The organism is Klebsiella sp. CN_Kp075 (assembly GCF_040065055.2).
In the GTDB taxonomy this organism is placed as follows: Bacteria; Pseudomonadota; Gammaproteobacteria; order Enterobacterales; family Enterobacteriaceae; genus Klebsiella; species Klebsiella aerogenes.
On sequence record NZ_CM198050.1, the window covers coordinates 2,856,114 to 2,878,986 of the forward strand.

Below are 22,873 nucleotides of genomic sequence, written 5' to 3' on the forward strand. Positions count from 1 at the left end.
AACGGTGATTTTTTATGAAAAAACTGTTTGTGCAGTTTTACCTTTTGCTGTTCGTCTGCTTCCTGGTCATGACCATGCTGGTCGGCCTGGTGTATAAATTCACCGCCGAGCGCGCCGGTCGCCAGTCGCTGGACGATCTGATGAAAAGCTCGCTGTATCTGATGCGCAGCGAACTGCGTGAGATCCCGCCGCGCGACTGGAGCAACACGCTGAAAGAACTGGACCTTAACCTCTCTTTCGATCTGCACATTGAACCGTTAAGCAAATTCAAGCTGTCGGAAAGCTCGATGCAGCACCTGCGCGCGGGGGATATCGTGGCGCTGGACGATCAGTACACCTTCATTCAACGCATTCCGCGCAGCCATTACGTATTATCAGTCGGCCCGGTGCCCTATCTCTATTTTTTGCATGAGATGCGCCTGCTGGACGTCGCGCTGATGGCGTTTATCGCTATTTCACTGGCTTTTCCGGTGTTTATCTGGATGCGTCCGCACTGGCAGGATATGTTGCGTATCGAAACCGCCGCACAGCGCTTCGGCGAAGGCCATTTTAGCGAGCGCATCCATTTCGATAGCATGTCGAGCTTCGAGCGACTCGGCGTGGCCTTTAACCAAATGGCGGATAATATCAACGCCCTGATAGCCAGTAAAAAACAGCTTATTGACGGTATCGCTCATGAACTACGCACGCCGCTGGTGCGCCTGCGCTATCGCCTGGAGATGAGCGAAAATCTGACCGAGGCCGAGTCGCAGGCTCTCAACCGCGATATCGGGCAACTGGAAGCGCTGATTGAAGAATTACTGACCTACGCTCGTCTCGATCGCCCGCAGAACGAACTCAACCTGACCACCCCGGATTTCCCGGCCTGGATCCGCGCGCACGTCGAGGACATTCAACTGGTCAATCCGCAGCGTGAAGTCGCGTTGCGCCAGCTGACGGCCGGCGACTACGGCGCGCTGGATATGCGTTTAATGGAGCGCGTGCTGGATAACCTGGTCAATAATGCCCTGCGCTACAGCCATCAACATATTCATATCAGCCTGTCGCTGGCCGGTTCACGGGCGACGCTGCGAGTGGAAGATGATGGCCCGGGTATCGCCCTCGAGGAACGCGAACGGGTATTCGAGCCGTTTGTCCGTCTCGATCCCAGCCGCGATCGCGCCACCGGCGGCTGCGGCCTGGGGCTGGCTATCGTACACAGTATTGCTCAGGCGATGGCCGGTGAAGTCCGCTGCGACGAAAGCTCGCTCGGCGGCGCGGCGTTCATTTTCAGCTGGCCTATTTACCACCAGCTTCCCGCTTTTACTTCTGCTTAACCGAACTTGCGCAGGCGTTACGGCCTGCGTATAGTTTATATTCAAACAGTATGTTGTAACTAAGGCGGTAATCATGGCAAGCTACGACCTCGTTGCGCGCTTAAATGACACCTTTCGTGAGCTTGAGCGCGAACTACAAACCTTCAAAGCGTCGCTGAGCCGCTGCCGTCTGCTGGCGGCGCGGGTTTTCGAATTACCGGCGGTGAGTAAAGAGGCGGAGCACGCACCGCTGGATACCATTCAGGTCACCCAGCACGTCGGGCAAAGCGCGCTGGAGATGGCGCTCAGGCACTACAGCCATCTGTTTATACAGCAGCAGTCGGAAAACCGCAGCAGCAAGGCGGCGGTACGCCTCCCCGGGGCGATTTGCCTGGCGGTTGATACGCAACAGCAGGCAGACCTGCTGGAGAAAATCAGCGCCATTAACGCGCTGAAATCGGCGTTTGAGAAAATAGTGACCGTCGATTCCGGATTGCCGGCCGCCGCGCGTTTCGAATGGGTTCACCGCCACCTGCCCGGCCTGATTACCCTTAGCGCCTATCGTACTCTGACGCCGCTGCTCGATCCCAGCACCATCCGCTTCGGCTGGGCCAATAAGCATGTGATTAAAAATCTGACCCGCGATGAAGTATTAATGCAGTTAGAGAAGAGCCTGCAATCGCCGCGCGCGGTGCCGCCCTGGACCCGCGAACAGTGGCAAAGCAAGCTGGAACGGGAATTTCAGGATATCGCCGCCCTGCCGCAGCGGGCAAAATTGAAAATCAAACGCCCGGTCAAGGTACAGCCGATTGCCCGGGTGTGGTATGCCGGCGAGCAGAAGCAGGTGCAGTACGCCTGCCCCGGCCCGCTGATTGCGCTAATCTCCGGCACCCACGGGGTTAGCGTGCCGGATCTCGGCGAACTTTTGAATTACGATGCTGATAACGTGCAGTATCGCCACAAGCCGCAGGCGCAGTCGTTACGATTACTGATCCCGCGTCTGCATTTATGGCTGGCTAGCGAGTAGCGAGGCTGCCAACCATATCCTGCGGGCGAACCCAGCTATCGAATTCGGCTTCCGTCAGGTAACCAAGCGACAGCGCCGCGGCTTTCAGCGTCAGCCCTTCATGGTGCGCTTTTTTGGCGATCTCCGCCGCTTTATCGTAGCCGATATGGGTATTGAGCGCGGTCACCAGCATCAGCGACTCATTCAGCAACTGGTTGATTCGCTCGCGGTTCGGCTCAATACCCACCGCGCAGTGCTCATTAAAGCTCTCCATGCCGTCCGCCAGCAGGCGTACCGACTGCAGGAAGTTGTGGATGACCATTGGCCGATAGACGTTAAGCTCAAAGTTCCCTGACGCGCCGCCGATATTCACCGCCACGTCGTTACCCATCACCTGGCAGCACAGCATCGTCAACGCTTCGCACTGCGTCGGGTTGACCTTGCCGGGCATAATGGAGGATCCCGGTTCGTTCTCCGGAATGGCGATTTCACCTATGCCGCAGCGCGGCCCGGAGGCCAGCCAGCGCACATCGTTGGCGATTTTCATCAGCGAAGCCGCCAGCCCCTTCAGCGCGCCGTGGGCGTGAACCAGCGCATCCACGGTGGCCAGCGCTTCAAATTTGTTGGGCGCGGTGACGAATGGCAGACCGCTAAGCGACGCCAGTTCCGCCGCCACCCGCACCGCATATTCCGGGTGCGTATTCAAGCCGGTGCCAACCGCCGTACCGCCCAGCGCCAGCTCTGCGAGATGCGGTAGGCTGTGTTCAATATGGCGGATATTATGTTCCAGCATCGCGACCCAACCGGAGATCTCCTGCCCTAACGTCAGCGGCGTAGCGTCCTGTAGGTGGGTGCGGCCAATTTTGACGATGTCACCGAAGGCCAGCGACTTTTCCTGTAGCGTGGCCTGCAGCGCCTGTAGCTGCGGGATCAGCTTTTCGCGCAGCGCGATTAGCGCCGCGACGTGCATCGCCGTTGGAAAAACATCATTCGAGCTCTGGCTTTTATTGACGTCATCATTGGGATGAATTTTGCGCCCCATGCCGCGCTCGCCGCCAAGCAACTCGCTCGCACGGTTAGCCAGCACTTCGTTCATATTCATGTTGCTTTGGGTACCGGAGCCGGTTTGCCAGATAGCTAACGGAAACTCCTGCGCATGCTTGCCGGCGAGGACTTCATCCGCGGCGGCGATGATGGCGCCCGCTTTATCCGCCGCCAGCAGCCCCAGGTCCTGGTTAACCTTCGCCGCCGCGCGTTTGGTCAGCGCCAGCGCGTAGATCAGTTCACCAGGCATTTTCTCCGTTGAGATACGGAAATGCTCAAGCGAGCGCTGGGTCTGCGCGCCCCAAAGTTTATCGGCCGGGACGTCGATGGCGCCCATCGAGTCTTTTTCACTGCGATGCGTTGTCATTACTTTCTCCTTGGATTCAAAGTGCGTCATAGCGACAAAGCTCACCTGCTTAAAGGATTAAGTATTAACCAGAATTATTAGTTGTTTTAGTCGTTCGTGCCGCTAAAGCGGCACAAACAAAAACCGCCCCGAAGGGCGGCATCGTTCACTTCACGCAGCGCGAACACTGCGACGTCTGGATCTGCTGGAAGAAGTCGTTACCTTTATCATCAACGAGGATAAAGGCCGGGAAATCTTCCACTTCGATTTTCCAGATAGCTTCCATTCCCAGCTCCGGATAAGCCACGCACTCGAGGCTGCGGATACTCTGCTGCGCGAGAACCGCCGCCGGGCCGCCGATACTACCGAGATAGAAACCGCCGTGTTTGTGGCAGGCATCGGTCACCTGCTGGCTGCGGTTACCCTTGGCCAGCATGATTTTACTCGCACCGTGCGATTGCAACAGATCGACATATGAGTCCATGCGGCCAGCAGTCGTCGGCCCCAGAGAACCGGAAGCGTAACCATCCGGCGTCTTCGCCGGGCCGGCGTAGTAGATCGGGTGATCTTTGACATACTGCGGCAGCGCTTCGCCATTATCGATAAGCTCTTTAAGCTTGGCATGGGCAATATCGCGGGCCACGATGATCGTGCCGCTCAGCGACAGACGCGTCGACACCGGATACTGCGACAGCAGCGCCAGAATCTCGCTCATCGGCTGATTGAGGTTCACCTTCACGGCTTCGCCTTCGCCGGCCTGGCGCAGGTGCTCAGGGATGTATTTCCCTGGGTTGCTCTCCAGTTTCTCCAGCCAAATGCCGTCGCGGTTGATTTTAGCTTTGATGTTACGGTCAGCGGAACAGGAAACCCCCATCCCCACCGGACAGGAGGCGCCGTGACGCGGCAGGCGGACCACGCGGATATCGTGGGCGAAGTACTTGCCGCCGAACTGCGCGCCGAGGCCGAGGTTCTGCGCTTCCAGCAGCAGCTCTTGCTCCAGCTGCACATCGCGGAACGCCTGGCCATGTTCGTTACCTTCGGTCGGCAGACCATCGTAGTATTTGGTCGAGGCCAGTTTCACCGTCTTCAGCGTGGCTTCCGCTGAGGTGCCGCCGATAACAAAGGCGATATGGTAAGGCGGACAGGCTGCGGTACCGAGGGTGCGCATCTTCTCGACGAGGTAGTTTTTCAGCTTCGCCGGGGTGATTAACGCTTTCGTTTCCTGGTACAGATAGGTTTTGTTCGCGGAGCCGCCGCCCTTGGCGATACAGAGGAACTTATACTCATCGCCATCAGTTGCATAAAGATCGATCTGCGCCGGCAGGTTGGTACCGGTGTTGACCTCTTTATACATGTCCAGCGGCGCGTTCTGCGAATAACGCAGGTTGTCCTGGATATAGGTGTTGTACACGCCCTGCGCCAGCGCGGCTTCATCGCCGCCGCCGGTCCAAACGCGCTGTCCCTTTTTCCCCATGATGATCGCGGTACCGGTGTCCTGACAGGTCGGCAGAATGCCTTTGGCGGCGATATCGGAGTTACGCAGGAATTGCAGCGCGACGTATTTGTCGTTTTCGCTGGCTTCCGGGTCGTTGAGGATATCCGCGACCTGCTGCTGGTGTGCCGGGCGGAGCATAAAGGAGGCGTCGTGGAACGCGTGTTGGGCCAGTAAGGTTAGCGCCTGAGGTTCAACCTTCAGAACTTCCTGGCCGGCGAATTCGGCGACGGAGACGTAATCACTGCTGAGGAGATAATACTCGGTGTCATCCTTTTTAAGCGGAAAAGGATCCTGATAAACAAACGGTTTGTTCGACATTGTACTCTCACTTACTGCTTGGCTGATTATGTTTCAGGCAGACACTCCATTTGCCTGTAGAAAAGCGAGTCGATCAATCTTACACAATTTTTTAACAAAAACTGAGACAAGGACGACTTTTTCTTTCAGCAGTTGCTTCTCGACGATTTGTTGGTTTAATAGAGCCAACATTTTTATGTGGAAACAGGGATTGAGAATGCAGAAGCTCATTAACTCCGTGCAAAACTATGCATGGGGAAGTCACACCGCGTTAACCGACCTTTACGGTATCGCCAATCCGGACAACCTGCCGATGGCGGAACTGTGGATGGGCGCACACCCGAAAAGCAGCTCGCGGATCCTTAACGCCGACGGCCAGCCGCAGTCGCTGCGCGAGGTCATTGAAGCCGATAAAAATGCCCTCCTCGGCGCTAACGTCGCCGAGCGTTTTGGCGAACTGCCGTTCTTGTTCAAAGTACTGTGCGCCGCCCAGCCGCTCTCCATCCAGGTTCACCCGAATAAACGCGCGTCGGAAATTGGCTTTGCCAAAGAGAACGCCGCGGGTATTCCGCTGGATGCCGCCGAGCGCAACTATAAAGATCCCAACCACAAGCCGGAGCTGGTCTTCGCCCTGACGCCGTTCCTCGCTATGAACGCGTTCCGCGAATTTAATGAAATTGTCGCGCTGCTGCAGCCGGTTGCCGAGGCGCATCCGGCAATTGGCGAATTCATTCAACAGCCGGATGCCGCGCATTTAAGCCAGCTATTCGCCAGCCTGCTGAATATGAAAGGTGAAGAAAAAGCGCATGCGCTCAGCGTGCTGCAAAACGCCCTCGACCGCCAGCAGGGCGAGCCGTGGCAGACCATTCGTCTGATCGCTGAATTCTACCCGGATGACAGCGGCCTCTTCTCCCCGCTACTACTCAACGTGGTGAAACTGAATCCTGGCGAAGCGATGTTCCTGTTCGCCGAGACCCCGCACGCCTACCTGCAGGGCGTGGCGCTGGAAGTAATGGCCAATTCGGATAACGTGCTGCGCGCTGGTCTGACGCCGAAGTACATCGATATTCCGGAACTGGTGGCGAACGTGAAATTTGTCGCCAAACCGGCCGCTGAGCTGCTGACCCAGCCGGAACAACGCGGTAGCGAGCTGGATTTCCCAATCCCGGTCGATGATTTCGCCTTCTCGTTGCACGATCTGACCACTAATGAGGCCTCTCTGGCGCAAGAGAGCGCCGCGATTCTGTTCTGTGTGGAAGGCGAAGCAACGCTGCGTAAAGGCGAGCAGCGTCTGACCCTGCAGCCGGGTGAATCGGCGTTTATCGCCTGCAACGAATCGCCGGTACAGGTCAGCGGCAACGGTCGTCTGGCGCGCGTGTTCAATAAGCTTAAGTAAGTTACTGAACTTTTAATCCGCAGTTGCTAGACTTCCCCCATCATGACAACACAACCAGGCGGCATGTTCCGCCTGGTTTCATTTATGGACAAATGCTATGAAAAAAACGTTGGTCGCCGCGGGAGTTATCGTCGCGCTCGGAGTCGTCTGGACAGGCGGAGCCTGGTTTACCGGTAAGCAACTGGAAAACCGTATTGCCGAAATGGTGCAGCAGGCGAATGCCCAACTGCAGAGCAACGCGCCGGAAGCGGGCGTAGAGCTGAGCTATCAGGACTACCAGCGCGGGTTATTCAGCAGCCATCTGCAACTGGTGGTAAAGCCGCAGGCCGGTAAAGAACACAGCCTGTTGGCCGCCGGTCAAAGCCTGGTGTTTGACGAGAAGGTCGATCATGGTCCCTTCCCGCTTGCCTCGTTAAAATCTTTTAACCTCGTGCCGGCAATGGCCTCCGTCAACACCACCCTCGTGAATAACGACGCCAGCAAAGCGCTGTTCGATATTGCTAAAGGGCAAGCGCCGTTCAACATCGACACCCGTATTGCCTACAGCGGCGATACCCAGTCGGCCATCTTCCTTAACCCGCTGGATTACGCTAAAGACAATGAAAAAGTTATCTTTAGCGGCGGCCAGTTCCAGCTCAATGCCGATCGCGATGGCAAAACTATCAGCCTGAGCGGCGAAGCGGCCAGCGGGCAGATCAACGCGGTCAACGAATACAACCAGAAAGTTCAGCTCAATTTCAGCAACCTGAAGGCTGACGGCGCCACCGAAATGACCGCTTTTGAGGAGCGTATCGGCAAGCAGAAGATCTCGCTTGATAAACTGGCGATCGGCGTTGAAGGTAAAGAGCTGGCGCTGCTGGAAGGCATGAATATCGACGGCCGCTCTACGCTCTCCGATGACGGCAAGCGTATCAATAGCCAGCTTGATTACAACCTTAACAGCCTGAAACTGCAAAACCAGGATATGGGCCGCGGCAAACTCACCGTTAAGCTGGATAATCTCGACGGACAGGCGTGGCATCAATTCAGCCAGCAGTATAACGCCCAGGCACAGGCGCTGATGGCGAAGCCAGAGCTGGCGCAGAATCCGGAACTCTATCAGCAGGCGTTAAGCGAAATCTTCTTTAGCTCGCTGCCGATTCTGTTGAAAGGTAATCCGTCGCTGACGATTTCCCCGCTGAGCTGGCAAAATGCGAAAGGCGAAAGCACCCTGAATCTGTCGGTGCTGATGCAGGATCCGGCGCAAACGACCGTCGCGCCGCAGACCGTCGCCGATGAACTGGACCGCAGCGTGAAATCGCTGGACGGCAAGCTGGTGATCCCGGTGGATATGGCCACCGCTCTGATGACGCAGATTGCCGGGCTGGAAGGCTATCAGCCGGAGGATGCGGCAAAACTTGCCGATCAGCAGGTTAAAGGGCTGGCGGCGATGGGCCAGATGTTCCGTCTGACCACGATGGAAGATAACGCGATTACCTCCAGCCTGCAGTACGCCGACGGCCAGGTCACGCTAAACGGGCAGAAAATGCCGCTGGCTGATTTCGCCGCCATGTTCGGCCTGACGCTCCCCACCGCCGAACCGCAGCAGTAAAAACACATACCGGGCTGCAATCAGGTTGCCCGGGCAAGGCGTAAGCCGCAGCCCGGGAACCACCTTAATCGATGGCGGCCCCTATTTTCTAATAACCAGCCGCGGCGGCATAATCTGATTACGCGCGCTGCCTTGCCCCTCCTCAAGGCGGCGTAAAATACACTCCGCCAGACTGTTCCCCATCTCACGCGCGGGGGTGGTCACCCAGGTCAAGGGAACATCATCGAGCGCCGCTTCCGGCACTTCGGCAAAGGCCGCCAGCGCGATGCGTTGCTCAAAATAACTTTCCACGCTACCCTCGCCGCTCTGCCGCCCGGCGCGCAGAAGACCGAACCACGCCCCGGTGGCGATGACGCTGTTATAGCAAAGCACCGCGCTGATGGTCGGGTTTTGCCGCAGCAGCGCGATCATGGCTTCCGCAGCCTGCTGCTGACTGGATCCACACTCGACAACCCATTCGCTATGAAACGGCAGCCCGTACTTCAATAAGGTGGCGCAATAGCCGCCCACCCGTTCGGCGCGGGTCAGGGACGCGCTTTGTCCGCCCAGCCAGGCGATGCGCTGATGACCGCGGCGAATCAGATGTTCAGTCACCATTTGCGCCGCCTGCATGTTATCCGGGCGGATCAGGTCGATATCGTCCAGGTAGCTGGCGCGGGAGGCAAAAACCAGCGGCATCCCCACTTCGGCGGCACGATCGCGCAGTTCGCCGCCCTTGTCGATAGCGCCGGCGATAATCACCCCGTCCACCCCCTGCGAGACCAGCGTTTCAAAACGCTGGAGCATTTTCTCGCCGCGATGCCCGCCCTGGGTCAGAAATACCATTTTACCCTGTGATTCCAGCGCATCGGTCAACCCGGCGGTTAGTTCGGCATAAAACGGTTTCGACAGATCGCTAACGATAAGGCCAATCACCCCGCTTTGCCCGCCGCGGAGCGACGCCGCCTGGCGATTACGCACAAAACCGAGTTGCTCAATGGCCTGATTGACGCGCTCGCCGGTGGCCGAAGAGATGCGCCCTTTACCGCTGAGCACCAGCGATACCGTACTAACCGAGACGCCAGCCGCCAGCGCCACATCATTGATGGTTGTCTTTTTTGCGATAGCCATAACGACTGGCTGACTCCCTTTGCCTTTCGATAAAACGTTTTATCAGTATGTTATCTTTATAAACCTTATTATCGCTTGATTATGTGATTTTTATCGCACTAAAAAATGATAAAACGTTTTATCTTGCCGCTACGTTACATCCTATCGACCCTTTTCAGAACCAGGATTCGTGTATGACGGCGAAAACAGCACCAAAAATTACCTTATGGGAGTTTTTCCAGCAGTTAGGAAAAACCTTTATGTTGCCCGTGGCGTTGCTCTCGTTTTGCGGGATCATGCTGGGGATCGGCAGCTCGTTAAGCAGCCACGATGTGATTACGCTGCTGCCGTGGCTAAACGTGCCGCTGCTGCAGGCGATTTTTGTCTGGATGAGTAAAGTCGGCTCATTTGCTTTTAGCTTCCTGCCGGTCATGTTCTGTATCGCTATTCCGCTCGGCCTGGCGCGTGAAAACAAAGGCGTCGCCGCTTTCGCGGGCTTCGTCGGCTACGCGGTAATGAACCTCGCGGTTAACTTCTGGCTGACGGCGAAAGGCATTCTGCCAACGACCGACGCGGCGATCCTCAAGGCCAACAACATTCAGAATATTATCGGTATTCAGTCGATCGACACCGGGATCCTCGGGGCGGTGATCGCCGGGATTATCGTCTGGATGCTGCACGAACGCTTCCACAACATCCGTCTGCCGGACGCGCTGGCCTTCTTTGGCGGCACGCGCTTTGTGCCGATCATTACCACCGTGGTGTTAGGCCTGGTCGGCCTGGTTATTCCACTGGTGTGGCCGGTGTTCGCGATGGGTATCAACGGACTAGGACATGTTATTAATAGCGCCGGCGATTTTGGCCCGATGATCTTCGGCACCGGAGAACGCCTGCTGCTGCCGTTCGGCCTGCATCATATTCTGGTGGCGCTGATCCGCTTTACCGAAGCGGGGGGCACCATGGACGTTTGCGGCCACAGCGTCAGCGGCGCGCTGACCATCTTCCAGGCGCAGTTGAGTTGTCCGACGACGCACGGCTTCTCTGAAAGCGCGACCCGCTTCCTGTCACAGGGTAAAATGCCAGCCTTCCTCGGCGGCCTGCCCGGCGCGGCGCTGGCGATGTACCACTGCGCCCGCCCAGAAAACCGTCATAAAATTAAAGGGCTGCTCATTTCCGGCGTGATTGCCTGCGTAGTCGGCGGTACCACTGAACCGTTGGAATTCCTGTTCCTGTTCGTCGCGCCGGTACTGTACGTCATCCACGCCCTGCTGACCGGCCTTGGTTTCACTATCATGGCGGTACTTGGCGTCACCATCGGCAACACCGACGGCAACATTATCGACTTCGTGGTCTTTGGCATCCTGCACGGGCTGTCGACCAAGTGGTATATGGTGCCGGTTGTCGCCGCCATCTGGTTCGCGGTGTACTACGGTATCTTCCGTTTCGCCATCACCCGCTTCAATCTGAAAACGCCGGGCCGCGATATCGAAACGGCGACTAACATCGAAAAAGCGGTTGCCGGAACGATTGGCAAATCAGGTTATAACGTGCCGGCGATTCTGGCCGCGCTCGGCGGTGCCGACAATATTGTCACGCTCGATAACTGCATTACCCGCCTGCGCCTGTCGGTGAACGACATGAGCAAAGTCGATACCGCCGCGCTGAAAGCCAACCGCGCAATCGGCGTGGTCCAGCTTAACGATCACAACCTGCAAGTGGTCATCGGCCCACAGGTTCAGTCGGTAAAAGATGAAATGGCCACCCTGATGAATACCGTTCAGGCCTAAACATACGCCCCCTTCCACGCGTAGGGGGCATTTTCGAAGGACGTTCAGATGTTTGATTTTGCCACGCCAGTCGATCGCCACGGTACCTGGTGCACCCAATGGGATTACGTTGCCGACCGTTTCGGCGCCGCCGACCTCCTGCCGTTCACTATCTCCGATATGGATTTCGCTACCGCCCCTTGTATTATCGACGCCGTCAGCCAGCGCCTGGCGCACGGCGTTTTTGGCTATAGCCGCTGGAAAAACGACGAATTTCTCGGGGCCGTCAGCCACTGGTTCGCCAGCCGTTTTCATAGCCCCATCGACCACGACGCCATCGTTTACGGCCCGTCGGTTATCTACATGGTGGCCGAAATGATTCGGCAATGGTCGAATCCGGGGGACGGCATCGTGGTCCATACTCCGGCTTACGACGCGTTTTACAAAACTATCGACGGCAACCAGCGCCGCATTGCCCCGGTGGCGCTCAAGCTTGATGAGGGTGAGTGGCGTTGCGATATGAACGAACTGGAAGCCGCGCTCGCCCATCCCGACAACCGCATTTTGCTGCTGTGCAGCCCGCACAATCCGACGGGCAAAGTCTGGAGCCGCGATGAACTGACTACCATGGCGCAACTGTGCGCGAAGCATAACGTCCGGGTTATTAGCGATGAAATTCATATGGATATGACCTGGGGCGAACACCATCATACCCCCTGGTGCGCCGTTGCGCAGGGGTCCTGGGCGCTGTTCACGTCGGGCTCAAAAAGTTTCAATATCCCGGCATTTACCGGCGCCTATGGGCTCATCGCCGATACTGCTTCGCGCGATGGCTATCTGCAAGCGCTGAAAGGCCGCGATGGACTCTCTTCTCCGTCGGTTCCGGCGCTGGTCGCGCATATCGCCGCCTATCGTCAGGGCGCGCCATGGCTGGATGCGCTACGCGATTATCTGCAGGAAAACATGCGCTATATCGCCGGGCAGCTGAATCAGGCCTTCCCGCAGCTAAACTGGCAGCCGCCACAGGCCACCTATCTGGCGTGGATCGATCTGCGTCCACTCGGTATCGACGATCGCGCGCTGCAAAAAGCGCTGATTGAAGAGCAAAAACTCGCGATCATGCCGGGTTATACCTATGGCGAAGAGGGTAACGGTTTCATCAGGCTAAATGCCGGATGCCCGCGGGTGAAGCTTGAGAAAGGGGTTCAAGGATTGATTGCCGCTCTGCGGTCATTGCGCCCTGAATTAAAATAATTTTGATATATCTCAAAAACTTTTTAACCACACAGGAGTATTAAAACAACGCTAAACAATCACGTCCGAATGACAATGCAGAGGAGGAAATGATGAAAACCTACGATCGTAACCGTAATGCTATTGATGCCGGCAGCCGGGTCATGGTGGCCGACAGCGGCGCGACGGGAGTGATTAAGGCTATTCATGGCGCCAATAAAAACAGCGAACAGCTGCGCCGCAGTGACTGCGTAGAATTAGACGGTAGCCATGAATTGTATTGCCCATTGAATCTTATTCGCCTGGGCTTTAATTAATTCCAGCGTTGTTGATTTAAGGCCGCCCTGACTGGCGGCCTTTTTCATGAGGCATTCTTCCCGCTTTTGATCTCGTCGAGTGATTCTGAAAGCTAAGCGGCGTATTATCGCGGCTCTTCAAGCCCTTTCGGGGCGAATTACCTTCTGAGTTCAGAGGCATTTCTATGACATGGCAACAATTCAAACAAGCCTGGCTAATTAAGTTTTGGGCGCCAGCGCCTGCGGTGATCGCCGCCGGTATTCTTTCTACTTACTATTTTGGCATTACCGGTACATTCTGGGCAGTCACCGGCGAATTTACCCGCTGGGGCGGCCAACTGCTGCAGATGATGGGCGTTCCGGCCGAAAACTGGGGTTACTACCAATTAATCCATCTCGAAGGTACGCCGTTAACGCGTATCGACGGCATGATGATCCTTGGCATGTTTGGCGGCTGCCTGGCCGCCGCGCTGTGGGCGAATAACGTCAAGCTGCGGATGCCGCGTAGCCGCATTCGCATTTTCCAGGCGCTGGCCGGCGGCATTATCGCTGGCTTCGGCGCCCGGCTGGCAATGGGTTGTAACCTGGCGGCTTTCTTCACCGGGATCCCGCAGTTTTCCCTGCACGCATGGTTCTTCGCCATCGCCACCGCCATCGGGACCTGGTTCGGCGCGCGTTTTACGCTGCTGCCTGTTTTCCGTATTCCGGTCAAAATTGAGAAAGTCTCCGCGGCCTCACCGTTAACTCAAAAACCCGCGCAGGCGCGTCGCCGCTTTCGTCTGGGAATGCTGGTATTTGTCGCTATGATCGGCTGGGGGCTACTGACCGCCGCCAATCAGCCTAAACTTGGCCTGGCCCTGCTGTTCGGCGTTGCTTTTGGCCTGCTCATCGAGCGAGCGCAAATCTGTTTCACCTCCGCCTTTCGCGATATGTGGGTGACCGGGCGCACCTATATGGCCAAAGCAATCATCTTCGGGATGGCGGCCAGCGCTATCGGTATCTTTAGCTATGTGCAGCTCGGCATGGAGCCCAAAATCATGTGGGCCGGGCCGAACGCGGTAATTGGCGGCCTGCTGTTCGGTTTTGGCATCGTACTGGCCGGTGGTTGTGAAACCGGTTGGATGTATCGCGCCGTTGAAGGCCAGGTACATTATTGGTGGGTCGGGTTAGGCAACGTTATCGGCTCCACCCTGCTGGCTTACTTCTGGGATGATTTATCGCCGACGCTTGCCACCAACTGGGATAAGATTAACCTGCTGACGACTTTTGGTCCGTTCGGCGGCCTGCTTATCACCTACCTGCTGCTGTTTATCGCGCTGATGTTGGTCATCGCCTGGGAAAAACACTTCTTTCGCCAGAAAAACACTTCGGCGATCCGTATTAAGGAAACCGCATGAAAGAGATCGTTCCTGATTACCGCCTCGATATGGTTGGCGAACCTTGCCCCTACCCAGCCGTGGCCACGCTTGAAGCGATGCCGGCACTAAAAAAAGGGGAAATACTGGAAGTGGTGAGCGACTGTCCGCAGTCAATCAACAACATCCCGCACGATGCTAAAAATCACGGCTATACCGTGCTGGATATTCAGCAGGACGGGCCGACAATCCGCTATCTGATTCAAAAGTGACGCGAGGGGCCGGTAGCACGCTACCGGCTGTCATTACTTGCCCGCCATCCAGCGCCGATAACGTTTAGCCTGCCGTTTCGCCGTCAGTTGCGCCGTCAGCAGCGCCCATAGCGGTGAGCCCTGCGGCCGCGCCGCGCGGTGGCGGCTTAGCCGCTGCAGCTGATATTTCACCGCCGCCATATGCGCGGTGGCGGCAATGGCCTTGTTCTTCCAGTTACCCTGACGCAGCAGTGGCGCATCGAACTCCCCCTCACGCCAGTACTGCGGCAGACTGGGGACAATCGCCATCGCCGTGGCGATCCCCACCAGCGCAACCCCGCTATTCACCACCCTTTCCGCCACTTCACGCCGCCGCACGCCGCCGGTGACCATTAAAGGAATCGTCGCCACTTCGGCGATCTGCTCGGCAAACTGCAGGAAGTAAGCTTCCCGCGCCAGCGTCCGCTCATCGCGCATGGCGCCCATCATCGCCGGCGCTTCGTAACTGCCGCCGGAAAGTTCGACCAGATCGACGCCGCTTTCCGCCAGCATTTGCACCACCCTCTTCGCATCGTTAATCGAAAATCCGCCGCGCTGGAAATCCGCTGAATTGAGTTTGACCGCAACGGTAAAATCCGCCGCCACGGTCTCGCGTACGCCGCGCACGATATCCAGCAGTAGACGGGCGCGATTTTCAATGCTCCCGCCATACCGATCGGTGCGCTGATTGCTGAGCGGCGAGAGGAACTGGCTCAGCAAATAACCGTGGGCGGCATGGATTTCGACGCCGTGAAATCCAGCGCGTTCCGCTAGCCGGGAGGTGGTGATGAACCGTCGCGTCACATCGGCGATATCCTTCTCATCCATGGCCCGCGGCAGGCGAAAGCGCGAAGATTGCGAGCCAAGATCCAGCGCCAACGCCGAAGGGGCCAGCGTCTCCTGTCCCAGGCCCGCAGGCATCTGTCGCCCAGGATGATTAATCTGCATCCACACCTGCGCGCCATTCGCCCGCGCCGCCTGCGACCAGGCGCGAAACCTGTCGAGATGTCGTTCATCTTCCAGCACCACGCCCGCCGGGCCGGTCATCGCCCTGGCGTCCACCATCACATTGCCGGTAATAATCACCCCGGCGCCCCCCTGCGCCCAGGCCTTATAGAGAGTGAGTAATTCCGTTGACGGCGCATGATCGGCATCGGCCATATTTTCTTCCATCGCCGCTTTAGCGATGCGGTTGTTAATGACGACGCCAGAGGCCAGTCGCAGCGGAGTAAAGAGTGTCATGTCAGGGCTCCAGTCAGTGTACTGGACAAACCATAACCTTAAAGTTAAGTTTAAGGTCAAGCAGCTTATGAGGAATAAAAATGAACATCGGTACTCTGGCAAAACGCAGCGGCCTTACGCCTTCGCGGATCCGTTATTACGAGCGCGCCGGGATCCTCAAAACCGTGCAGCGTAAAGCCAATGGCTATCGCAGCTATCCGGAAGAGGCGCTGGTGTTGCTGGGATTGATTACTACCGCACAGGCGGCGGGATTTACTCTTGAAGAAATCGCCGCCCTGTTACCGTCCGATCTCAACCACTGGGACCGACAAACGCTTCTCACCACCCTGCAACAAAAAGTGGCGGATATTGAAAAACTGGAACAGAAACTCGCGCACAGCAAAGCGCAGCTGATAAGCGTTATTGATGAGATACAACAGAAGCCGGATGACATTGACTGCGCCGCTAATGCGCGGCGCGTGTTAACTCAGGTGCTGGATGCACAGAACCAGACCGCGAGGGAAGAATAGCTACCAGCCTTTCACCGCATCACCTTTATACAATTCGGCGGCGGCATTGGCGACTTCGTCGGTCTGATAGGCTTTCACCAGGTTCTTTACCTTTGCGCTGTCTTTATTATCTTCACGGCTGGCGAAGATATTGACGTACGGCGAATTTTTATCCTCAATGAACAGACCATTGCGCGTCGGCGACAGGCCAATCTGGCTGGAAAAGGTGGTATTAATGATAGCCATGGTCACCTGTTTATCATCCAGCGCGCGGGTCAGCTGCGGCGCTTCAATCTCGACGATTTTCAGCTTCTTCGGGTTTTTCACGATATCCAGCGCGGTTGGCAGCAGGCCAACCCCCTCTTTCAGAGTGATGAGTCCCTGCTTCTCCAGCAATAACAGTGAGCGTCCAAGGTTGGTTGGGTCGTTAGGCACCGCCACCTGGGCGCCGTCCGGAAGCTGTGAAATGGCGGTGATTTTCTTTGAATAAGCGGCTATCGGATAGACAAATGTGGTACCGACATCTACCAGCTTATAGCCGCGCTCCTGAATCTGTTTATCCAGATAAGGTTTATGCTGGAAAGCATTGATATCGAGATCGCCATTGTTCAGCGCCTCGTTTGGCAGGACGAAGTCATTGAAAGTCACCACCTCGACATCGAGGTTATATTTTTGTTTGGCGACCTTTTGCACCACCGCCCAGACTTGCTGGTCTATCCCCGCGCTAATCCCCACTTTAATATGATTCGGATCCTGATCTTTTGGCCCACAGCCCGCCAGCAGCAATGCGCCAGCGAAAACCAATGAATGCGTCAAATTTTTCAGAGTAAATGCCATTTTCCCAGCGTCCTTTATAAAATAGCCTGCTAACGATGGCAGGAATAGTAGTCCGTGATACTATATAAAAGCGGAATATTAAGATTAAATACTGATTCTCTATGACTAATAGCGAAATGCTATTGATAAGTCGCCGCGCTGTTTTACTCCCTGCCAGTTCAACCGCGATATCTGACGCTGAAGCAATATTTTGTAACACTTGAAACACTGTTCCAACACCATTACACACATTAAAATTAAGCCTATATAATTAGCATTATAATAAATAGATATGTGAACGTTTTATATACACCAACCGTATATGAAGCCGTCTCACGCGCGCACACGACCCACAAGGAAAACCATGGAGCTTCTGGATTTGCTCAGAACCATTTTTGAGCGAGTACGTACTGATGCGGATTTTATTTCATTTACTGAAGTACTTATTGAAAATAATGTCTCTTATTACATTTATTTTGTCGCTACCGGGAATGTGAATTTTGTTATGTCATCAGATACTTTCGTTTCCCTGAAAAGCAACAGAAAGTTGCTGCGTGTTAACTCGCAGGCCTGCAGAACGCTTACCCGAGAAGCTGCGCGACGCCACTTTAGCGGTATCACCCCTTTTGATATCTATTGCGCTGAATTGGCAAATGCAGGGGTATTCAAGTGGGTGGTTGATCTTAATGAAAAAACGCGCCATTACTGGTCAAAAGATAATACGTTATTGCATATGGAAAATATGATTCTGCCCTTTTAATCGCAGAAATTATTAAACGCTCATCCGGATATTCAGGCGGCCCGCAGTTAGTTTTGTGGCGGGCAGTCCATCAGCCGAATTGCGCAACAAAAAGAAAAAATGGCTCTTTATTTGCGCAAAAACAGACTTTGTTCAAGTCATCTCTCTGTATCAACAGGATTTTTTCCCTACTTTTAAACAGTTCCGCTGCTGATGTATAATGTCGTGCACTTCAACTAAAAAACGAGTGCGTCCATGATTGATTCAACTTTGCCTTTAACTGACATTCACCGCCATCTTGACGGCAACATCCGTGCCCAAACCATTCTCGATCTTGGCCGCCAGTTCAATATTACTCTCCCGGCAGACACGCTTGAAACGCTGCGTCCGCATGTGCAGGTCACCAGCAATGAACCAGACCTGGTCAGCTTCCTGGCGAAACTCGATTGGGGCGTGAAGGTGCTGGCTTCTCTGGAAGCCTGCCGGCGTGTTGCCTGGGAAAACGTTGAAGACGCCGCGCGCAACGGCCTGCACTACGTTGAGCTGCGCTTTTCTCCGCGTTATATGGCGATGACCCATCAGCTGCCGGTCGCCGGCGTCGTCGAAGCGGTGATTGCCGGAGTACGTGAAGGCTGCCGTGATTTTGGCGTCGAAGCGCGTCTGATTGGCATCATGAGCCGCACCTTCGGCGAAGCGGCCTGTGAAGAAGAACTCGACGCCCTGCTGGCCCATCGCGATGGTATCACCGCGCTGGATCTGGCTGGCGATGAGCTGGGATTCCCTGGCGCGCTGTTTATGGATCATTTCCGCCGCGCACGTGACGCGGGTTGGCGTATTACCGTCCACGCAGGTGAAGCCGCCGGGCCGGAAAGTATCTGGCAGGCTATTCGTGAACTGGGCGCCGAACGTATCGGTCACGGGGTGAAAGCAGTGCAGGATCCGAAGCTGATGGACTTCCTCGCCGCTGAACGTATTGGCATTGAATCCTGCCTGACATCAAACATCCAGACCAGTACCGTCGCCTCACTGGCGCAGCACCCGCTGAAGACCTTCCTCGATCACGGCGTTCTGGCCTGCATTAACACCGATGATCCGGCGGTACAGGGTGTGGATATCATTCATGAGTACAATGTCGCCGCACCGGCGGCGGGCCTCAGCCGTGCGCAGATCCGCCAGGCGCAAATTAACGGTCTGGAGCTGGCGTTCCTGAGTCGTCAGGAAAAAGAGGCGCTAATGCAACGCGTCCTGCAGGCTCATTAAGTCAAAGCTCCGCCGCACAGGCGGAGTAAGCGGTTAAATCAGGCACAGCGCCGTCCGGTGCCGTGCCGATTCAATCCCCAGCTCAATCAGTTCCATAATCTGAATCGCCTGGCTTGCGGGTACCGGGTTTTCACCGCTGCCGTTGAGCGCATCGCGGATCGCCGCATAATAAGCGGGATAATTTCCCGGCAGCGTCAGCCAGGTTTCCTCGACGCGCTCTTCACCTTCAACGCGGGTCAATATGCCGTCGCGCATATCGTAGCCCCAATCCTCTTGCGGCAGCCGCTCGCCGCTTTTCAAACGCTCTTCCTGCGGATCGAGACCATATTTCACATAGCTTCCTCGTGAACCATGGACGATATAACGCGCCGTTTCCGCCGCCGCCAGCAGCGTACTGTGCAAAATCACGCGTCGTTGCGGATAAATTAACACCGCGTGGAAATAATCCGTCGCCTGAGCGCCGGGGCGCTGCTGCGCCAGATCGACGGCAATACTCACCGGCAGGCCAAACAGATTGACCGCCTGATCCAGCAGATGAGGGCCTAAGTCATACCAGATACCGCTGCCAGGGCCGCCTAGCTCACGCCAGCGATCGCGAATTTGCGGACGATAGCGATCGAAATGTGATTCAAAGTAACTGACCTCTCCCAATTCCCCAGCGGCAATCAAGGCCTTCAGCGTGAGAAAATCGCTATCCCAACGCCGGTTGTGAAATACTGATAACAGACGCCCGCGGCTTCTGGCGATAGCATCCAACTCACGCGCTTGTGACAGTGTCACGGTAAAAGGCTTATCAACAATGACGTGTTTGCCCGCCTCCAGCGCCGCTCGCGCCAGCGGAAAATGAGTATCGTTGGGGGTCGGAATGACAATGAGATCGATATCGGGGTCAGCAAAGAGCGAATTCGCGGAAGCCACCACCTGGGTCGCCGGCCAGTCTGCCAGCACTTTCTGCGCGTCGCTACTGACCACAGCCGACAGCGCCATACCCGGCGTACCGGAAATCAAAGGCGCATGAAATGTCTTGCTTGCATAACCGTAGCCTATCAGCCCTACCCGTATAGCATCACTCATGGCGTCATCCTCACAGGCAACATGGCTCTAACTATAAACCGCAATCTTCCACTTATCAGTGTACGGTGTTCATCTTTGCGCCATTTGCGCAATGCATGGGCGGTAGTACTTGCGTTGTTTCCGCGGTTTAGTAACATTTCAGTCCATTTTAACTTTCCGCTTTAGAATTATGACGACTGTTTTTACCCGCATTGTAGAACTTATTGGTTGGGTTGTTTTTGGCGTTTCGGCTGTGCTGTTGGTGGTTGCGCATCAAATCGATGATTATCAGTCCCCGCCTCCGGCCAGCACCGTTCAGGCGAAGTAACGGCAAAAAGTGATGCTCGCCGCAAATCTGCAACCGGTTTCAGAAACCGGTTGCAGATTTGTCGCGCCATTCAATACACTCTCTTTATCACTTGATAAGGAGTTTTTTTGATGGGCGCATTTCCGCAAGATTTTCTCTGGGGGGCCGCAACGGCCGCCTACCAGGTTGAAGGCGGGCACGATGCCGATGGCAAAGGCCCTTCTATTTGGGATATCTACTCGCACCAGCCAGGAACCACCTTTCAGGGCACCAATGGCGATATCGCAGTCGATCACTACCATCGTTTTCGTGAAGATGTCGCCCTGATGGCGGAAATGGGGCTCCAAAGCTACCGCTTTTCTATCTCCTGGCCACGGTTATTGCCTCGTGGCCGCGGCGAAGTCAATGAACCCGGCGTACAGTTTTACAGCGATCTGATCGACGAACTGCTGGCGCACAATATCGAACCGATGATCACCCTTTATCACTGGGATTTGCCGCAGGCATTGCAGGACGAAGGCGGTTGGGAGGCCCGCAGCACCTCGGAAGCCTTCGCTGAATACGCACGTCTGTGCTATCAGCGCTTCGGTTCCAGGGTCAAACTGTGGGCCACCTTTAACGAAACTATCGTATTTATTGGCCACGGTTATATAAATGGCTGCCACCCACCGGCGGTACGCGACCCGGCGCGCGCCATCCAGGCCTGTCACCATGTCTTTATCGCCCACGCGTTGGCCGTTAAGAGCTTTCGTGAAATGAACATTGACGGTCAGATTGGTTTCGTTAATGTCCTGCAGCCCCATACGCCGTTGACGCAAAGCGCGGAGGATATTAAGGCCACTGCGTTGGCCGATGCTATTCATACTCACTGGTTCTACGATCCGGTACTGAAAGGCGTCTATCCAGACGATTTGCTTCGTCAGGCTCAGGCGCTGTGGAATGTACCGCGCTTCGCCCCGGGCGATGATGCGCTGCTTAAGGAAAACCGCTGTGATTTTATTGGCCTGAATTATTACCGTCGGGAGACGGTCTCCGCCACGCCGCAGGAGGGTCCAGGCGTCGGCGAGTCCGGCGTAGATGGATTATTTTATTTCGTCCGCAATCCGCAAAGTACTTATACTGAATGGGGTTGGGAAATTTGGCCGCAGGGATTAACCGACGGCATCATGATGATAAAAGAGCGCTATGGCGATATCCCAATCTATATCACCGAAAATGGTTTGGGGGCAAAAGATCCGATAATTGACGGTGAAATTGTCGACGATCCGCGAATTGACTATCTGAGTAGCCACATTAATGCGCTGGAAAAAGCAATAGCATTAGGTGCGGATGTCCGTGGTTTTTACCCGTGGTCCTTTATTGACCTGCTAAGCTGGCTCAACGGTTATCAGAAGCAGTACGGTTTTGTCTACGTCGATCACCAGCAGAACCGCGCTCGCAAACGAAAAAAGAGTTATTTCTGGTATCAAAACGTTATTGCCAGCCGAGGCGAACAGCGTTAATCTTCCCTCCCAGGCGCCGTCCGGCGCCTGATCTGGTTGTAGAATATTCTTAAATTTCTTTTTACGATGCCAGGACCCTAATCAGTTCTTGTTTTTAGTATTGGCAACCGAAATAATTCCGCCGGCCCATCAAGAAGGCGCTGTTAGTTGAAACACGGTTTACAGAAAATTGGTAATATTCGACTTAATTCCGATTATTAAATGGATACACAAATGACCGTACAGGATTATTTATTAAAATTCCGCAAAATTAGTTCGCTGGAAAGCCTGGAAAAACTATTTGATCATCTTAACTATTCTCTCTCTGACACCAATGAAATCGTCAACATGTATCGCGCCGCCGATCACCGCCGCGCCGAGTTAGTCTCTGGCGGAAAACTGTTCGATGTAGGCCAGGTGCCGAAGTCGGTATGGCGTTACGTGCAATAAAGGCTGTTATCATTCACGCCAGTTGCTTATACTTCCCGCCCTGAAATTAACTAACTGGCGTTGAATCCGGGGGTTACGATGTCCTCTCAATCTGCAGAACGTATCGGCGGCTGGCTACTGGCGCCGCTGGCGTGGTTACTGCTCGCGCTGTTCAGCACCTCTCTATCATTAATACTGTACGCGAATGCGCTGATGGCGCCGCAGACCTGGGCATTGCTGAAAGCAATGAGCTTCGGCCACCTGGCGCTATGGCTGGCTTCCCTGCTGTTCGCCGTCGCGATGTGGTATTATACCCTGTGGCTGACAATCGCTTTTTTCAAACGCCGCGCGGTGGTACCTAAGCACTACATTATCTGGCTGCTTATTTCTCTGCTGCTGGCGATTAAGGCGTTCGCTTTTTCGCCGATTTCGGATCTTCTGGCCATGCGCCAGCTGTTGTTTCCGTTGCTTGCCGCAGCGTTGTTTGCGCCCTATTTTCGACGCTCTGCGCGGGTTAAGCGGACCTTCGTCAATCCGTAATAACCACACAGTTCACCTG

General features: G+C 55.4%; 22 protein-coding genes. 16 read left to right on the forward strand and 6 right to left on the reverse strand.

The genetic code is table 11. From position 1 onward, the window contains the following. Positions 1-14 precede the first annotated feature (14 nt). A complete protein-coding gene (rstB, locus tag ABLV78_RS13685) occupies positions 15-1,316 on the forward strand; it encodes a two-component system sensor histidine kinase RstB (protein ID WP_015705253.1) in 1,302 nt (433 codons plus the stop codon). A gap of 73 nt (positions 1,317-1,389) precedes the next feature. Then, a complete protein-coding gene (tus, locus tag ABLV78_RS13690; protein ID WP_047042835.1) occupies positions 1,390-2,322 on the forward strand; it encodes a DNA replication terminus site-binding protein in 933 nt (310 codons plus the stop codon). Here the strand turns inward: tus and fumC are convergent. Next, positions 2,312-3,712 (reverse strand): class II fumarate hydratase, encoded by a 1,401-nt coding sequence (gene fumC, locus ABLV78_RS13695; RefSeq protein WP_047042833.1) that lies wholly within the window; start codon positions 3,710-3,712, stop codon positions 2,312-2,314. The genes tus and fumC overlap by 11 nt on opposite strands. A 145-nt stretch (positions 3,713-3,857) precedes the next feature. Further along, entirely contained in the window at positions 3,858-5,504 is a 1,647-nt protein-coding gene (fumA, locus tag ABLV78_RS13700) for a class I fumarate hydratase FumA (protein WP_032714392.1), read from the reverse strand. Between the two features lie 196 nt (positions 5,505-5,700). Here fumA and manA point away from each other — a divergent pair, with 196 nt between their 5' ends. Then, positions 5,701-6,879 (forward strand): mannose-6-phosphate isomerase, encoded by a 1,179-nt coding sequence (gene manA, locus ABLV78_RS13705; protein WP_047042830.1) that lies wholly within the window; start codon positions 5,701-5,703, stop codon positions 6,877-6,879. A 97-nt stretch (positions 6,880-6,976) separates the two neighbouring features. Beyond that, positions 6,977-8,470 carry a YdgA family protein gene (locus ABLV78_RS13710; RefSeq protein ID WP_047042826.1) on the forward strand — a complete coding sequence of 498 codons (1,494 nt, stop codon included), beginning with the start codon at positions 6,977-6,979 and terminating at the stop codon, positions 8,468-8,470. A gap of 81 nt (positions 8,471-8,551) precedes the next feature. Here the strand turns inward: ABLV78_RS13710 and ABLV78_RS13715 are convergent, their stop codons facing one another. Next, positions 8,552-9,580 carry a Mal regulon transcriptional regulator MalI gene (locus ABLV78_RS13715; RefSeq protein ID WP_015705245.1) on the reverse strand — a complete coding sequence of 343 codons (1,029 nt, stop codon included), beginning with the start codon at positions 9,578-9,580 and terminating at the stop codon, positions 8,552-8,554. 173 nt (positions 9,581-9,753) lie between these two features. On the opposite strand from ABLV78_RS13715, the gene malX reads away from it, so the two are divergent. The 5 genes from malX (at position 9,754) to yedF (ending at position 14,481) form a co-directional block, all read left to right on the forward strand. Beyond that, positions 9,754-11,346, forward strand: a complete 1,593-nt coding sequence (gene malX / locus ABLV78_RS13720; RefSeq protein ID WP_045392419.1) for a maltose/glucose-specific PTS transporter subunit IIBC — start codon at positions 9,754-9,756, stop codon at positions 11,344-11,346. 48 nt (positions 11,347-11,394) lie between these two features. Beyond that, complete coding sequence (locus ABLV78_RS13725) at positions 11,395-12,579, forward strand: MalY/PatB family protein (protein WP_047042823.1); 1,185 nt, start codon at positions 11,395-11,397, stop codon at positions 12,577-12,579. A gap of 92 nt (positions 12,580-12,671) precedes the next feature. Then, positions 12,672-12,875 (forward strand): putative selenium delivery protein YdfZ, encoded by a 204-nt coding sequence (ydfZ, locus tag ABLV78_RS13730; protein WP_015705242.1) that lies wholly within the window; start codon positions 12,672-12,674, stop codon positions 12,873-12,875. 164 nt (positions 12,876-13,039) lie between these two features. Continuing rightward, positions 13,040-14,251 carry a selenium metabolism membrane protein YedE/FdhT gene (gene yedE / locus ABLV78_RS13735; RefSeq protein ID WP_047042821.1) on the forward strand — a complete coding sequence of 404 codons (1,212 nt, stop codon included), beginning with the start codon at positions 13,040-13,042 and terminating at the stop codon, positions 14,249-14,251. Then, positions 14,248-14,481: a sulfurtransferase-like selenium metabolism protein YedF gene (yedF, locus tag ABLV78_RS13740; RefSeq protein ID WP_015366840.1), complete on the forward strand. Its 234-nt coding sequence runs from the start codon at positions 14,248-14,250 to the stop codon at positions 14,479-14,481. The genes yedE and yedF overlap by 4 nt, the downstream gene beginning before the upstream one ends. Positions 14,482-14,514: 33 nt before the next feature. Here yedF and ABLV78_RS13745 read toward each other — a convergent pair whose 3' ends face one another. Further along, positions 14,515-15,741: an NADH:flavin oxidoreductase/NADH oxidase family protein gene (locus tag ABLV78_RS13745; protein WP_047042817.1), complete on the reverse strand. Its 1,227-nt coding sequence runs from the start codon at positions 15,739-15,741 to the stop codon at positions 14,515-14,517. Between the two features lie 80 nt (positions 15,742-15,821). Here ABLV78_RS13745 and ABLV78_RS13750 point away from each other — a divergent pair, with 80 nt between their 5' ends. Then, on the forward strand, positions 15,822-16,250 hold the full coding sequence (locus ABLV78_RS13750; protein WP_047042814.1) for a MerR family transcriptional regulator: 429 nt from the start codon (positions 15,822-15,824) through the stop codon (positions 16,248-16,250). Here ABLV78_RS13750 and metQ read toward each other — a convergent pair whose 3' ends face one another. Continuing rightward, complete coding sequence (gene metQ / locus ABLV78_RS13755) at positions 16,251-17,066, reverse strand: methionine ABC transporter substrate-binding lipoprotein MetQ (RefSeq protein WP_047042811.1); 816 nt, start codon at positions 17,064-17,066, stop codon at positions 16,251-16,253. 343 nt (positions 17,067-17,409) lie between these two features. Here metQ and ABLV78_RS13760 point away from each other — a divergent pair, with 343 nt between their 5' ends. Both ABLV78_RS13760 and add read left to right on the forward strand, forming a co-directional pair. Next, positions 17,410-17,805, forward strand: coding sequence for a DUF1398 domain-containing protein (locus tag ABLV78_RS13760; protein WP_045392431.1), 396 nt, complete (start codon positions 17,410-17,412; stop codon positions 17,803-17,805). A gap of 234 nt (positions 17,806-18,039) precedes the next feature. Next, the gene (gene add / locus ABLV78_RS13765; protein ID WP_045392433.1) at positions 18,040-19,044 is read left to right on the forward strand and encodes an adenosine deaminase; all 1,005 of its coding nucleotides are present in this window, start codon (positions 18,040-18,042) and stop codon (positions 19,042-19,044) included. 33 nt (positions 19,045-19,077) lie between these two features. On the opposite strand, the gene ABLV78_RS13770 is transcribed toward add, so the two are convergent. Then, entirely contained in the window at positions 19,078-20,118 is a 1,041-nt protein-coding gene (locus ABLV78_RS13770) for an oxidoreductase (protein ID WP_045392435.1), read from the reverse strand. Positions 20,119-20,287: 169 nt separating this feature from the next. Here ABLV78_RS13770 and blr point away from each other — a divergent pair, with 169 nt between their 5' ends. From blr to ABLV78_RS13790, 4 genes are all read left to right on the forward strand, one after another. After that, positions 20,288-20,425, forward strand: coding sequence for a division septum protein Blr (gene blr / locus ABLV78_RS13775; RefSeq protein ID WP_015366847.1), 138 nt, complete (start codon positions 20,288-20,290; stop codon positions 20,423-20,425). A 110-nt stretch (positions 20,426-20,535) separates the two neighbouring features. After that, positions 20,536-21,906 (forward strand): GH1 family beta-glucosidase, encoded by a 1,371-nt coding sequence (locus tag ABLV78_RS13780; protein ID WP_047042808.1) that lies wholly within the window; start codon positions 20,536-20,538, stop codon positions 21,904-21,906. 213 nt (positions 21,907-22,119) lie between these two features. Beyond that, positions 22,120-22,335, forward strand: a complete 216-nt coding sequence (ydgT, locus tag ABLV78_RS13785; RefSeq protein WP_015366849.1) for a transcription modulator YdgT — start codon at positions 22,120-22,122, stop codon at positions 22,333-22,335. A gap of 78 nt (positions 22,336-22,413) precedes the next feature. Continuing rightward, positions 22,414-22,854 carry a DUF2569 domain-containing protein gene (locus tag ABLV78_RS13790; protein WP_047042807.1) on the forward strand — a complete coding sequence of 147 codons (441 nt, stop codon included), beginning with the start codon at positions 22,414-22,416 and terminating at the stop codon, positions 22,852-22,854. Positions 22,855-22,873: the final 19 nt, after the last annotated feature.

What these genes read in the sequence shown, in the direction of transcription:
- rstB (WP_015705253.1), top strand. Translation starts at nt 15, where the DNA reads ATGAAAAAACTGTTTGTGCAGTTTTACCTTTTGCTGTTCGTCTGCTTC.
- tus (WP_047042835.1), top strand. Translation starts at nt 1,390, where the DNA reads ATGGCAAGCTACGACCTCGTTGCGCGCTTAAATGACACCTTTCGTGAG.
- fumC (WP_047042833.1), bottom strand. Translation starts at nt 3,712, where the DNA reads ATGACAACGCATCGCAGTGAAAAAGACTCGATGGGCGCCATCGACGTC.
- fumA (WP_032714392.1), bottom strand. Translation starts at nt 5,504, where the DNA reads ATGTCGAACAAACCGTTTGTTTATCAGGATCCTTTTCCGCTTAAAAAG.
- manA (WP_047042830.1), top strand. Translation starts at nt 5,701, where the DNA reads ATGCAGAAGCTCATTAACTCCGTGCAAAACTATGCATGGGGAAGTCAC.
- ABLV78_RS13710 (WP_047042826.1), top strand. Translation starts at nt 6,977, where the DNA reads ATGAAAAAAACGTTGGTCGCCGCGGGAGTTATCGTCGCGCTCGGAGTC.
- ABLV78_RS13715 (WP_015705245.1), bottom strand. Translation starts at nt 9,580, where the DNA reads ATGGCTATCGCAAAAAAGACAACCATCAATGATGTGGCGCTGGCGGCT.
- malX (WP_045392419.1), top strand. Translation starts at nt 9,754, where the DNA reads ATGACGGCGAAAACAGCACCAAAAATTACCTTATGGGAGTTTTTCCAG.
- ABLV78_RS13725 (WP_047042823.1), top strand. Translation starts at nt 11,395, where the DNA reads ATGTTTGATTTTGCCACGCCAGTCGATCGCCACGGTACCTGGTGCACC.
- ydfZ (WP_015705242.1), top strand. Translation starts at nt 12,672, where the DNA reads ATGAAAACCTACGATCGTAACCGTAATGCTATTGATGCCGGCAGCCGG.
- yedE (WP_047042821.1), top strand. Translation starts at nt 13,040, where the DNA reads ATGACATGGCAACAATTCAAACAAGCCTGGCTAATTAAGTTTTGGGCG.
- yedF (WP_015366840.1), top strand. Translation starts at nt 14,248, where the DNA reads ATGAAAGAGATCGTTCCTGATTACCGCCTCGATATGGTTGGCGAACCT.
- ABLV78_RS13745 (WP_047042817.1), bottom strand. Translation starts at nt 15,741, where the DNA reads ATGACACTCTTTACTCCGCTGCGACTGGCCTCTGGCGTCGTCATTAAC.
- ABLV78_RS13750 (WP_047042814.1), top strand. Translation starts at nt 15,822, where the DNA reads ATGAACATCGGTACTCTGGCAAAACGCAGCGGCCTTACGCCTTCGCGG.
- metQ (WP_047042811.1), bottom strand. Translation starts at nt 17,066, where the DNA reads ATGGCATTTACTCTGAAAAATTTGACGCATTCATTGGTTTTCGCTGGC.
- ABLV78_RS13760 (WP_045392431.1), top strand. Translation starts at nt 17,410, where the DNA reads ATGGAGCTTCTGGATTTGCTCAGAACCATTTTTGAGCGAGTACGTACT.
- add (WP_045392433.1), top strand. Translation starts at nt 18,040, where the DNA reads ATGATTGATTCAACTTTGCCTTTAACTGACATTCACCGCCATCTTGAC.
- ABLV78_RS13770 (WP_045392435.1), bottom strand. Translation starts at nt 20,118, where the DNA reads ATGAGTGATGCTATACGGGTAGGGCTGATAGGCTACGGTTATGCAAGC.
- blr (WP_015366847.1), top strand. Translation starts at nt 20,288, where the DNA reads ATGACGACTGTTTTTACCCGCATTGTAGAACTTATTGGTTGGGTTGTT.
- ABLV78_RS13780 (WP_047042808.1), top strand. Translation starts at nt 20,536, where the DNA reads ATGGGCGCATTTCCGCAAGATTTTCTCTGGGGGGCCGCAACGGCCGCC.
- ydgT (WP_015366849.1), top strand. Translation starts at nt 22,120, where the DNA reads ATGACCGTACAGGATTATTTATTAAAATTCCGCAAAATTAGTTCGCTG.
- ABLV78_RS13790 (WP_047042807.1), top strand. Translation starts at nt 22,414, where the DNA reads ATGTCCTCTCAATCTGCAGAACGTATCGGCGGCTGGCTACTGGCGCCG.